The sequence below is a fragment of the Thalassovita sp. ABM4_323 genome (assembly GCF_056158665.1).
Genome location: NZ_JBSWTS010000007.1, coordinates 2,356,164 through 2,367,825, shown reverse-complemented (window position 1 = coordinate 2,367,825; position 11,662 = coordinate 2,356,164). Strand labels below are relative to the sequence as shown.

11 protein-coding genes are annotated in these 11,662 nt (G+C 60.4%); 2 read left to right on the top strand and 9 right to left on the bottom strand.

The window, feature by feature from the left end; translation table 11 throughout:
- The first annotated feature begins 25 nt into the window (after positions 1 to 25).
- On the top strand, positions 26 to 232 hold the full coding sequence (locus ACXADQ_RS14150) for an SDR family oxidoreductase (protein ID WP_475321816.1): 207 nt from the start codon (positions 26 to 28) through the stop codon (positions 230 to 232).
- Between the two features lie 3 nt (positions 233 to 235).
- Here the strand turns inward: ACXADQ_RS14150 and ACXADQ_RS14145 are convergent, their stop codons facing one another.
- From ACXADQ_RS14145 to ACXADQ_RS14105, 9 genes are all read right to left on the bottom strand, one after another.
- Positions 236 to 556 carry a 2Fe-2S iron-sulfur cluster-binding protein gene (locus ACXADQ_RS14145; RefSeq protein ID WP_475321813.1) on the bottom strand — a complete coding sequence of 107 codons (321 nt, stop codon included), beginning with the start codon at positions 554 to 556 and terminating at the stop codon, positions 236 to 238.
- A 16-nt stretch (positions 557 to 572) separates the two neighbouring features.
- On the bottom strand, positions 573 to 1,334 hold the full coding sequence (locus tag ACXADQ_RS14140; protein WP_475321808.1) for an SDR family NAD(P)-dependent oxidoreductase: 762 nt from the start codon (positions 1,332 to 1,334) through the stop codon (positions 573 to 575).
- The gene (locus tag ACXADQ_RS14135) at positions 1,328 to 1,984 is read right to left on the bottom strand and encodes an HD domain-containing protein (protein ID WP_475321804.1); all 657 of its coding nucleotides are present in this window, start codon (positions 1,982 to 1,984) and stop codon (positions 1,328 to 1,330) included. Before ACXADQ_RS14135 ends, ACXADQ_RS14140 begins: the two co-directional genes overlap by 7 nt.
- Positions 1,981 to 3,420, bottom strand: a complete 1,440-nt coding sequence (locus tag ACXADQ_RS14130) for an aldehyde dehydrogenase family protein (protein WP_475321800.1) — start codon at positions 3,418 to 3,420, stop codon at positions 1,981 to 1,983. The genes ACXADQ_RS14135 and ACXADQ_RS14130 overlap by 4 nt, the downstream gene beginning before the upstream one ends.
- Positions 3,421 to 3,432: 12 nt before the next feature.
- On the bottom strand, positions 3,433 to 4,035 hold the full coding sequence (locus ACXADQ_RS14125; protein WP_475321796.1) for an HD domain-containing protein: 603 nt from the start codon (positions 4,033 to 4,035) through the stop codon (positions 3,433 to 3,435).
- A gap of 69 nt (positions 4,036 to 4,104) precedes the next feature.
- Positions 4,105 to 5,916, bottom strand: coding sequence for a PEP-utilizing enzyme (locus ACXADQ_RS14120; protein ID WP_475321793.1), 1,812 nt, complete (start codon positions 5,914 to 5,916; stop codon positions 4,105 to 4,107).
- Positions 5,917 to 5,954: 38 nt separating this feature from the next.
- On the bottom strand, positions 5,955 to 7,022 hold the full coding sequence (locus ACXADQ_RS14115; RefSeq protein ID WP_475321789.1) for a PEP/pyruvate-binding domain-containing protein: 1,068 nt from the start codon (positions 7,020 to 7,022) through the stop codon (positions 5,955 to 5,957).
- Positions 7,019 to 8,269, bottom strand: a complete 1,251-nt coding sequence (locus ACXADQ_RS14110) for a cytochrome P450 (RefSeq protein ID WP_475321785.1) — start codon at positions 8,267 to 8,269, stop codon at positions 7,019 to 7,021. The genes ACXADQ_RS14115 and ACXADQ_RS14110 overlap by 4 nt, the downstream gene beginning before the upstream one ends.
- A gap of 88 nt (positions 8,270 to 8,357) precedes the next feature.
- Positions 8,358 to 9,785: an AfsR/SARP family transcriptional regulator gene (locus tag ACXADQ_RS14105; protein WP_475321783.1), complete on the bottom strand. Its 1,428-nt coding sequence runs from the start codon at positions 9,783 to 9,785 to the stop codon at positions 8,358 to 8,360.
- Between the two features lie 243 nt (positions 9,786 to 10,028).
- Between ACXADQ_RS14105 and ACXADQ_RS14100 the strand changes: the two genes are divergently transcribed.
- Entirely contained in the window at positions 10,029 to 11,633 is a 1,605-nt protein-coding gene (locus ACXADQ_RS14100) for a GMC family oxidoreductase (RefSeq protein ID WP_475321780.1), read from the top strand.
- Positions 11,634 to 11,662 lie beyond the last annotated feature (29 nt).

The following is an 11,662-nucleotide window of genomic DNA, read 5'->3' as shown; positions in this document are numbered from 1 at the left end:
TACGCCCCCCCCCCACGGCATTCAGGTGAACGCGCTGTGCCCTGGGTTTTTCCGCACCGAAACCCGCCCCCGCGACGCGGCCCACGCCAAGATCATGGAGGATTACACCCCCATGGGGCGCATCGCCGACGCGTCTGAGATCAAGGGCAGCGTGCTGTACCTGGCCTCGTCAGCGTCGGATTTTGTCACCGGGACCACGCTGGTCGTGGACGGAGGCGTGCTTGCGCGATAGGCCCTAACGGCCTGTCGCCACTTCGAAAATTGCGCCAGCCATCGCGGGAGTCGCCTTGATCTGGCAGGTCAGGCGGCTGTTTTCCTTGGGCTCGTTGGCCATGAACTCCACCGTGTCGGCCTCGTCATCCAACGGCGCGGGCAAGCTGCCCTCGGGCGCCTCGACCACATAGCAATGGCAAGTCGCGCACATGGCCGAGCCACCACATTCCGCGATGATCCCGTCCACGCCCGCGTCGCGCGCGGCATACATCAAGGGCTCGCCTTCCTTGGCATCGATTTCGCGGCGTGTGCCGTCTGCTTGAATGAATGTCACCTGTACCATCTGTCTTTCCCCCTGCTCAGATGAATTGTTTGCCGCCGTCGATCACCAGCGTCTGCCCCGTCGTAAAACTGGCCAGATCCGAGGCCAGATATAGCGCCCCGCCAGTAATATCCTCGGTTTCGGCGTTGCGTTTCAGCGCGGCGCGATCCACACCATAGCCCTTGGCGTTCTCGATCTGCCCAAGGCTGGCATCGGTCAGGGTAAAGCCCGGCGCAATCACGTTGACGCGGATGTTGTCACCGCCCAGTTCCTTGGCCATCACGCGGCTCATCGCGATCACGGCCCCCTTCGAGGCGACGTAATGCATCCATTGCGGCGAGCCCGAAAACACCGTCGCCGAGGCGATATTCACGATGGACCCGCCCGAAGCCTTCATCAGCGGTGCCACAGCGCGGCTCATCTGCCAGACGCCTTTGATATTCACGGCCATCACCTGATCCCAGACCTGCTCTTCGATCTGGTCGAAGGGTTTGCGCTCCAGTGTGCCATAAAGCGCCGCGTTGTTGATCAGCGCATGCACCGCGCCCAGCTGGTCCTGTGCCTGAGCCGCCAAGGCCTGGCAACTGTCAGTATTCGTGACATCCACCTTCGCCGCAAAGGCCGTACCGCCGCTACTGTTGATCATAGCAGCCGTTTCTTCGGCCCCCGTCAGGTTCACATCGGCGACCAAAACCCGCGCCCCTGCCCCTGCAAAGGCCTGTGCAAAGGCGCGCCCCAATCCGCCTGCGGCTCCGGTGACGATGACGCCCTTGTCCTGCAATCCGAGTTCGCTCACCATTCCACTCCTTCTTCGGCTATGATCTGGGTGAATTCCGGGCCGCGGCCCAGGTATTTCTCTATTGAAAGCTCCGAGCGCACGGCCTCGGTCTGTCCCTTTGCCAGCGCCCGCCCGGGACCTGTCAGCATGTACTCGTTGGAGCGTTCGGACAGCATCAACACGATCTGGCTTAGCGGCACCTCGTACCAGCCAGCAATCGTGCGCATCCCATGCGGGGTCGAGCGCCACCCCTTGTCCGCATCCTTGACCACCGCATCTTCGATGGATTTGGCGTGTTTGGTCGTGTCGTGCCCGTCGATGATGTCCAGAACGGCCTCGATATCCACGCGTTCGGGACGGTGCCGTTCCAGGATCTCGCGCGCGATTTCCACGCCATACAGTTCGTGATCCCGCACAAGGTCCGGCCGCGAGGGTTTACGCCCCACAGCGTCCAGCAGCAGCTCGGGCGGGACCCGTTTCCAGCCCACGTCATGCAGTAGGATCGCGGGCAGAACGACGCTTTCGTCAGCTTCGGGGATTTCCTCTAGCAGCGTTTTGGCCAGCGCGTAGGCGATGATCGTATGCTCGTCATTGTTGCGCACATCGAGATAGGCTTTGGCCTCTTCCCACAGAGGTAAATCGCGAGGCAGAAAAATGCTTTCTTCGCTCATGACGGGACCTCGTAGCTGAGGTAGATGGTCTTATATTCCAGATAGGATTCAACACCATAGCGGCCTTTTTCACGGCCTATCCCGCTTTCTTTCATGCCCCCGAACGGCACGTAATGCGAAGACCGCTGAATGTCGTTCAGCCAGACCGATCCGGCCTCCAGCCCCTCGCACAGGGTCAGCCCAAGCGCCAGATCGCGGGCGAACACGAACCCGGCCAGGCCGTAGCGATTGTTGTTGGCGTGACGCAACCCTTCAAAACCGTTCTCCACCGGGCAGATGCCAATGACGGGGCCAAAGGTTTCCTCGGTCAGGATCAGCATATCGTGGGTCGCGTCGGCAATGATGGTCGGGGGAAAGTAAAATCCGGCGTCAAATCCAGCCCCGGTTTCGCGCGTCCCGCCCAGCAGAATACGCGCACCTTTGGCGCGGGCATCTTCGACCTGCACGCCGCTGTTGGCAAAGATCTTTTCGTTCACGATGGGGCCCAGATCGCCGTCGCCATCCCTGGGGGCCAGGGTCAGTTTCGCCGCTTTGGGCACCAGTTTTTCCAGGAACGCGTCATAAACCTTGCGATCCACATAGACCCGGTTCACCCGGTAACAAAACTGCCCCGAATTGGCGAAACCGTGGCGCACGATGGCGTCCGTGGCCTTATCCAGATCCGCGTCGGCGCAGACGATGGCGGCGCTTTGCCCGCCCAGTTCCAGCGTCACGCGTTTCATGGTGCCCGTGGCTGCAGCGGCGATGGCTTTGCCCGCTGCGGTGCCCCCGGTAAAGGCGATTTTGCGAGGGATTGGGTGCTCGATCATCGCTGATCCAATGCCGCGTCCCCGGCCCGTTACCACGTTGAAACAGCCATCAGGCAAGCCCGCCGCGCTGAAAATTTCGGCCAGTTTGAGCGTCGACAGAGGCGTATCCTCGGCCGGTTTGGCGACCACGGTGCAGCCAGCCACCAAGGCCGCGCCCAGTTTGAACATCAGCAGGTTGATCGGATAGTTGAACGGCGTGATCGCCACGACCACGCCCAAAGGATCGCGCGTGACGATGGTTTTTTCCCCCGCCGCGGCGCCCAGGCTCATGGTTGATTGCAGGCGCAGGCCCTCTTCGGCGTAGATGTCCAACAGGTCCGAGGACCGCTGCACCTCGGTCAGGCAAGCGTCCAGCGGACGACCCAGTTCGGCATGCAGCAAACCGGCAATCGTGTCGCCCTGATCGCGCATCGCCTGGGCACAGGATTTCTGGATTTTCACCCGCTCAGCCATCGGGGTTTTGGACCAGGTTTCAAAGGCCCGTGCAGCGGCCTGAATGGCCACATCTGCATCCGCTCCATCGCCTGTCGGAACCGTGTCGAACGCAGCACCCGTACGCGGGTTCGTCACCGGCTGGGTGGCGCCTGAAATCGCCTCGACCCAGGCACCGTCTATGAACATTTCCATTGCGTCAATTCCTCAAAGAACATGCATCATCAGATGCTTGCGGGTCTCTTTTAATGTAGTCTCGGCCAGGTCTCGGCCCAGATCGGTTTCCAGTTTGGGGATCTGAGCCTCGACCAGATCCGCATAGGCCGTCGGGGTGACGCCAAACCATTCGGCCGCGATGGCGATGCCGGTCACATCATAGCGCCACAGCTTGTCCGCATCGCGCACCACGCGATCATTCAGGTGGCGCGGTTCCAGGCGGGTGTCGTGCCCGTCGATGATTTCGCAAACCTGCGCGATCATGTCCTCGCCCCAGCCTGTTTTGCGCAGCACCTCGGTGCCCAAGCGCACGCCCTCTTGTTCGTGTAGATACCGGACATCGGATTGCAGGTTATTTTCACTGCGGAATCCTTCCGAGATAATCCGATCCATGTCGATCGAGTACCAGCCGATATCGTGCAGCAGAATGGCCAGGGAACAGACATCGCGGTCGGCCTCGGGATAGTGATCCAGCAAGCGCTGAGTCCAATGGAAGCAAATCGGGATATGCACATCGTTCTTGCGCGCGCGCATATAGGGCTCGGCGGCGCGCCAAACCGGGTCATAGCGCGACAGGTCTTGTGTCTCCGGCACCGGACACCTCCTGTAGAAGAAAGCTGAAAGTCGGGGGGCACCTAGGGCGCGCCCCCCGCGGCACGCGGATCAGTCGAGGATTTCAACCGTTCCGTCGTTGCCATTCACGCGCAACCGCATGCCCGTGGTGATCTTGGACGAGGCTGTGCCCGTCCCCGTCACCGCAGGCAGGCCGTATTCGCGGCAAACGATGGCTGCGTGGCTCATCATCCCGCCAATATCGGTCACGGCGGCGCTGATCTTGCCGAATACCGGCGCCCAGGACGGGGCCGTGACCGGGGTCACCAGGATCTCGCCTTTTTGCAGCTGGTTCAGCTCGTCGGGGCTGGACAGCACACGCGCCACACCTTCGACAACACCGGGGGCTGCGGCCATGCCTTTCATGCCATCGCTGTCATCATCGGCTGCGGTCCAACGCTCGATCGCGTCCGAGGTGATGCCCCACAGCATGATGGTGAAGGGTTCGGTGATGACCTCGGGCGGGTTGTTCAGCGCGGGCAGCGGACGTTCCTTGGACAGCGCGGTGTGAATCGCGCGACGGCGCGCAATTTCGTCTGGCCAGACATCGGTGCCGCGATAGGGCACACCAATCGCCCAACCCGCCGAGTAATCCCACAGCACGTCGCGCACTTCGTTCCGGTTGAGGAAGAACATGTCATCCTCGTTTTCCCAGAAACCCTGAGACGCCAGCAGCTTGGACAGCTCACGCATTTTGCGCCAGAACACGCCGATGGCCCAATGTTCGATATAGAAGTTGTGGTCCTCGACATAGGGGAACACGGTGCGGGCCAGGCCCAGTTTCTGGTCGAACACTTCCTGCGCTTCGCCGTCCATCATGTCGCGATATTCTGCGGTGATGCGGTCACGCTCTTTCAGCAGGGCTTCGGTCGGGCGCATGATCTCGTCGCCCTCTTCCAGACGCTCGATATAATCACGCAAATAGCCCATCGGGATGTCCAGATGGTCGATCCAGTATTTGTCGGTCGAATAGAACCCGTTGCCGCTGGTGAAGTTGAACCACGGATCCTTGGCGCCTTCCCATTCGGCCAGCCACTTGTCCCCGCCCGGTGCGTTGGCCACGGCGGCCAGCGCCTCGTCGACAGTGCCGGATTTCAGCGCATCCGCGCAGCCCAGCTCCACGGCCAGCTTGGCCAGTTTCTTTAGCTCGTCATCGGGGCGGAACAATTCGCTGTCCACACCCTGCACCATCTTGGCAATTGCCTGGTCGGGGATGGTGGGGAACTGTTCTTTCATGAAGCCAAAGAAATCCAGATAGGCCGCATAACCCAGGTTCAGGAATTCAAAGTGGTACTGCCAGATCTTATAGCACAGCTCGACCGCCTTGTCGTACTGGTCAAACAGCTGGTTGGTGTTGTCCAGACCTTTGCCTTCCTGCACCCAATCTAGCGGCACGACCTCGGGCAGGCTTTCAAAGTTGATGGCCTCCAGCTCTTCGATCTTGCCCAGAACCTTTTTCTTCCAATTGGCGTAAAGGTCGTTCCAGTTCATGAAATAGTGGCCAGCACGTTCCATGAATTGGGGCACGCGGGCCTCGATCTGCTCGGGCGCGACGGCAACGGGCGAGAAATAGACATAGCCGTTCAGAATCCGGTAATCCACGCCATTGGCCGGCGGCACCAGCAGGTGGCGGGTGTTATACTGACCCAGACCCTTGATCGCGAAGTCCAGCATGATCGTGTCGAACGGGCGGAACGGGGTTGGCCAGTGCTGCGAGTTACAGAACCAGAAGGTGTTGTCGTCCTGTTCGCGCCGCGATGGCAGGAAGTGGGTGTAGTACGGATACAGGTCCTTCCAGCCCTCACCGCCTGCGGGTGTTGCGACGTCAAAGGCGCTTGGGAACAAGCTTTTCTGTGCGTCCATTCGAATTTCCTCCCTAGGAATGGATTGTTATTATTGTGTTATTTTGAGCCGATCGGATTGGTCAGCGTGTTCACGATGCCCATCATGCCGGTCATATAGGTGGCCTGTTTGGCGGCCGGTTTTTTCTGCGACCAGATGGTTTCCGGGCGGCTTTGCAGCGCCAGCAGGTTTTCCCCTTCGGGCAGGTCGGCATCGATGGCCCACTCCACATCCTGAGGACATTTGTTCTGCTTTTCCAAACGCTTGGCCAGACGGGCCACCGCCATCACCTCGGCATCCGTCAGGCTGGTGACCTTGCGGCGCGCCTCGTCGACGGGGCGTTCGATGGCCTCGCCCAGCTCGGCATCGCCGACCATTTCCGCGTGCTTGTCGGAAATGGTGCGATCCAGGATCTCCTCCAACACCTTTTCGACCACGAAATTGTCCGGCGTCACCACGCCCGAGACGACCATTTCGCCCAGGCCCCAGCTGGAATCGATCACGATCCGGGTGCGATCCCCGGTGCCCGGGTCCAGCGTCATCGCGACGCCCGCGCATTTGGCGTTCACCATCTTCTGCACGCCGACGCTCATCAGAACATCGATATGCGGGATGTCGTTTTTCTCGCGGTAGGCGACGGCGCGGGTCGTATACAGGGACGCCCAGCAGTCACGCACATGCGAGACCACATCATCCGCCCCACGCACCCACAGATAGGTGTCCTGCTGACCAGCAAAGCTGGCATCGGGCAGATCCTCGGCCGTGGCGGACGAGCGCACGGCAACAGGAATTTCATCCCCCATGGCGGCATAGGCCTCGCGGATCGCTGTCTCGACCTCTTTGGGCAGATGGTGCGAGCGGATACGGATACGAATGGCCTGTGCGGCGCGGTCCACCTCGTTGATATCGTCAGGATCGACGCCTTCCAGGTGGCGTTCAATCTCGGCGCGCAGTCCGTGGTGATCCAGCATCGCCGCATAGGCATCGGTGGTCACCGCGAACCCGGGGGGCACGGCCACTCCGGCCTGAGTCATTTCCCCCAGCGAGGAGCATTTGCCCCCCACCCGCGCGTGATCCGAGCTGCCGATTTCCGAAAAATCCAGGGTATACAGTCCGGTCTGGGTCATGCCATGCCATCCCATTCCACCATGACCGAGGTCGGAACCCGGAAGGTGATGTTGCGGTGATACTGAACCTGGAAATCAGGGGCCAGACGCAGCGTCGGGAACCGATCCGCCAGCTGTTTCAGCAGCTCTTGCGCCTCCATCTTGGCCAGCTGGAAGCCAAGGCAATAGTGAATGCCATAGCCAAACGACAGGTGGGTGCGCGCGTTGTCGCGACCGATATCCAGTTGCTCGCCATTCGGGTATTGCGCTTCGTCCCGGTTGGCCGAGCCCGTCAGCATCAGGATTTCCGCGCCTTCGGGCAGATCGACGCCGCCGATGGTCTTGGCGTGACGGGCCTTGCGACGCCAGCCAACAACCGAGGGGGTATAGCGCAGCATTTCCTCGACCGCGTTGGGGATCTTGGAATGATCGTCCTTGATCGCCTGCCAGGCCTCGGGGTGATCCATCATCGCCATCACATAGTTGCCCATGAAGGTCGATGTGGTCTCGTGACCTGCAAACAGGGTCGAATACAGAACGCCCGCGATTTCTTCGTCGGTGATGTCCGCGCCTTCGGCCTGCAACCGCAGCAGATCTGAAGGGAAGTCATCGCCCGGGTTTTCGCGACGCATGTCCAGCAGGTCGTGGATATATTTCCAATAGGCGACCATATCGTGCGCGACGGGGATCATTTCCTCGTCCGTCAGGTCCGACCAGGTCATCTTGCCCCGGCTCATCCCGTATTGCTTGATCTTGGGCACGTCCTCTTCGGGGATGCCCATCAGGGTGAACAGCACGTGGGCGGGCACCGGAAAGGCCACGATTTCCCAGAAGTTCACCGGCTTGCCCGCCTTGCCGGCATCCTCCAGCATATCCAGGTGACGCGAGACGATTTCCTCGATCTGCGGCGCGATGGATTTAAAGCGGCGCGGACCAAAGCAGCCCTGCGCGATTTTGCGGATGCGGGTGTGATCCGGGGGGACCCGCGCCGTCAGGCCCGAATAGGCCGTGAACCCGCCCTCTTTCAGAATTTTGCGGCCTTCCTCGGACATGGGCCGCATCGGTTTTTGCGCGTTTTCCGAGCTGAAGGTTTTCCAGTCATCAAAGATTTCCTTGATGTCTTCGTAGCGCGAAACCACCCAGTATCCCGAGGGTTCGTGAAAGAAGATGGGCTTCTCCTTGCGGAATTCCTCCCACTGGGGTTGCGGTACGTTCAGGTCAAACGGATCGTATGCATCCGACCCGCGGATGTCATCAATGGCGTTCATAAGATTTCCTCCCAAAGGCCAAGTTCGGCCAACTGAGAATCACCCTAAGCATAGCGCTTTGGTTTTTCTTTGGTTTTCTGAAATTCTTTTAACGTGTTGTTAATGCTCGGAAAGTTTGCTGAACTTCGGATCCTTCGGGGGTCGAGCCGATGGCGGCTATGGCTTTTTTATATTGTCGGTATTGCCGCGCGACCGCATCCATTCTCCCCTGCGCGTGGAATACTTTCAGCGTCTCGATATTCACTTCTTCGCTGCTGGGATCCAGCGCCAGGCCCTTCTGGCAGTGCTCTAGTGCTGCACGCAATCGCCCCTGATCGCGCAGCAAGACCGAAAAATCCCGTTGCAGCTTCAGTGCCACTTCACGCAGCCAGATACGGCGCGCCATGCACCAGTCTTCTTGTTCATTGTCGATATAGTCCAACGGGATGTCTTCGAACAAATCTCCGGTATAGAGCTTCTCGGCCGTGGTATAGATCAGCAGCGCCTCATCGCGCTGTCCCCGCTTGAGCAGAGAGACGCCACGCCGACACAATTGTTCGAAACTCGTGATATCGACCCAGCTGCCCTCGGGCGGGTTCAGACGGTAGAAATCGCCGGTGCGGATCACACTGTCTTTGCGCCCCAGGGTCTTGCGCAACATGGCAACAGTATGGTGCAACCGGGCGCGTTTGCTTTTCTCGGTGCCGCTTTCGGCCCACAGCAATTCTGCGATCCGATCCACATGGGCGCCGCGTTCGCCATGGGTTAGCAGATAGGCAAACAAGGTGCGGGTTTTCTTGGGCGCGCCACCTTTGATGTTCCAATCGATCCGATCGGTGCCATTGCGATAGACCCGCAGCTGCCCCAAACAGTAGATTTGCCAGCGCTCGCTTCTTTCACTGGCCAGAAGCGGGTTGGTCGAGCGCACCAGCCAATCCGGGTCCGCACCATGCGCGGCGAAGCGCAAGTCCCGCTCAAAGAAGTTGGTGCCGGCGTAATCGGGCACGATCCGCCCCAGAACATAGGACATCTGTTCGCCCGCGGGCTTGTTCGCCAGGTCCGCCGGCACCCAGAACGGATTTTCGTACAGGCCTGAGGGTACGACGATCTGCTGATGCGCCCGAAATGACGCTTGCAGCAGGTCCTCGACAATCAGCTCGCGGTTATAAACCGAGATCACCGGCATCCCATAGCGCTTGTGAATCTGGGTCGAAATTTCCCCCCAAGCCTCGACGCGCAAAGCGCCCTGCATCTGCTTGGACACCCAGCTCATATCCACCACGAAACACCCTTGGGCCTGATCGGGGCTCAGCCATTGCTGAATACTTTCTACCACATCTGCGGCCACGATCTGTTCGCGATCCAGCCCGATTTCCGAGGCACTGAGACGCATAATCGCGTGCCCGGCCCGCAAAAACGCCGGGTGTTCGGAAATGATCAGCATCTGCTGATGCCCCTGCACGTTCCTCAGCGCCTCCAGCACAAAGTCGGCGTCGCTTTCATCGGCAAAAATTGCAGCGTTTACAACGTCTTTCATCGCTCTTTGCGTCGCGATGGGCGTGGGTATCTGTTTCATTTATGGGTTTGGCCTGGCTGATTTTCGGGGCTTGGCCAGCAAAACCCCAAAGAAAAACCAAAGCAAGCAGAATATCGTGATTCGTAGGTTCTGGCGCTGCATTGTGACAGACCACTGGGAGGACGACATACATGAAAGACCTACGGGTGAACCGATTCAGTCGGCTAGCGCAGCTGTCTCTGAAGATCCGGAGCCAAAGCTGAAATGGCGGCTTTCGATTATGTGATCGTCGGAGCTGGCTCGTCTGGGTCCGTGCTCGCCAATCGGCTGAGCGCAGATCCCGCCGTGACGGTCTGTCTGATCGAGGCCGGCCCCGAGGATCGCAGTCCCTTCATCAAAATCCCGCTGGGTCTGATCTGGCTGTCCAAGGATCGCCGTCACAACTGGCTGTTCAGCTCGACCCCGCAGAGGGGGCTGAACGGGCGCAAGGTCTCGATCCCGCGCGGCAAGGTGCTGGGGGGCTCATCCGCGATCAACGGCATGATATATATTCGCGGACATCGTCAGGACTATGACGATTGGGCCGCCTCAGGGTGCCAGGGGTGGGACTATGACTTTGTCCTGCCCTATTTCAAGAAATCCGAGACCAATGCAGACCCCGGCAAGTCGGACGAATTCCACGGGCGCAATGGCCCACTGTCCGTGCAAAACCTGCGCGACGCCAACGCGATGGACCATGTGTTTGTCGACGCGGCGCAACAGCTGCAACACCGCCCCTGCGATGATTTCAACAGCCCCGAGCCCGAGGGCGTCGGCATCTATCAGGTGACACAGAACGCCAGAGGGCGCCATTCCACCGGCGCGGCCTTTCTGGCCCCCGTGCGATCTCGATCAAACCTGCATGTGGTCACAAAAGCGCAGGTTCATCGGGTCGAAATCACGGACGGGTGCGCAACCGGCGTACAGCTGAGCACCGCGCATGGGGTCCAAACCATTGCGGCCCGCCACGAGGTGATCCTGTCGGCGGGCGCAATTGGTTCGCCTGATATCCTGTTGCGCTCGGGGATAGGCGACGGCGCTGCACTGCAAGCCTCGGGCACCGAGGTCGTGCATCACCTGCCCGGCGTGGGGCAGAACCTGCAAGATCATGTGGACGTCATGGTGATCTGCAAGTCAGAAAGCCGCACGGCCTATGGCCTGTCGCTGCAAGCGGCCCCCAGACTGGCGCTGGAGGGGCTGCGCTGGATCGGCGCGCGCAGGGGGATGCTCAGCTCGAACATGGTCGAGGCCGGAGGGTTCCTGCGCACCTCGGCCGCAGAATCGCGCCCCGATATTCAGCTGCACTTTATTCCCGGACGCAAAAGCCATCGCGGGCGGATGTTCGAATATGGGCATGGCGTGTCGCTGCATACCTGCCTGTTGCGCCCCAAAAGCACAGGCAGCGTGACCCGCACCGCCCCTGACGGAGCCCCGGATATCGATCTGGGTCTGCTGTCCAACGAGGCCGACACGATCCGCATGACCAAAGCCGTGCGCATGTCGCGCGAGATCCTGCGCCAGCAGCCCTTTGCCAAGCATCGCCTGACCGAGATCATCCCCGGCGACGAGGCCCAGACCGATGACCAGATCAAGGCCTTTATCCGCGCACATGCCCGCACCGTCTATCATCCGGTGGGCACCTGCGCGATGGGCTCGGGCGCTATGGCGGTCGCCGATGCGCGTCTGCGCGTGCACGGGGTTGCAGGGCTGCGGGTCGTGGATGCCTCGATCATGCCCAAGATTGTCAGCGGAAACACCAATGCTCCGGCGATCATGATCGCTGAAAAGGCCGCTGACATGATCACCGAGGACAGGCGCAACGCCGCCTGACCTTACCGAACCACCAGAGGCCCCGAAGG

Coding starts and splice junctions, on each gene's coding strand:
- ACXADQ_RS14105 (WP_475321783.1), bottom strand. CDS start 9,785: ATGAAAGACGTTGTAAACGCTGCAATTTTTGCCGATGAAAGCGACGCC.
- ACXADQ_RS14100 (WP_475321780.1), top strand. CDS start 10,029: ATGGCGGCTTTCGATTATGTGATCGTCGGAGCTGGCTCGTCTGGGTCC.
- ACXADQ_RS14110 (WP_475321785.1), bottom strand. CDS start 8,269: ATGAACGCCATTGATGACATCCGCGGGTCGGATGCATACGATCCGTTT.
- ACXADQ_RS14140 (WP_475321808.1), bottom strand. CDS start 1,334: ATGGTGAGCGAACTCGGATTGCAGGACAAGGGCGTCATCGTCACCGGA.
- ACXADQ_RS14130 (WP_475321800.1), bottom strand. CDS start 3,420: ATGGAAATGTTCATAGACGGTGCCTGGGTCGAGGCGATTTCAGGCGCC.
- ACXADQ_RS14115 (WP_475321789.1), bottom strand. CDS start 7,022: ATGACCCAGACCGGACTGTATACCCTGGATTTTTCGGAAATCGGCAGC.
- ACXADQ_RS14145 (WP_475321813.1), bottom strand. CDS start 556: ATGGTACAGGTGACATTCATTCAAGCAGACGGCACACGCCGCGAAATC.
- ACXADQ_RS14135 (WP_475321804.1), bottom strand. CDS start 1,984: ATGAGCGAAGAAAGCATTTTTCTGCCTCGCGATTTACCTCTGTGGGAA.
- ACXADQ_RS14120 (WP_475321793.1), bottom strand. CDS start 5,916: ATGGACGCACAGAAAAGCTTGTTCCCAAGCGCCTTTGACGTCGCAACA.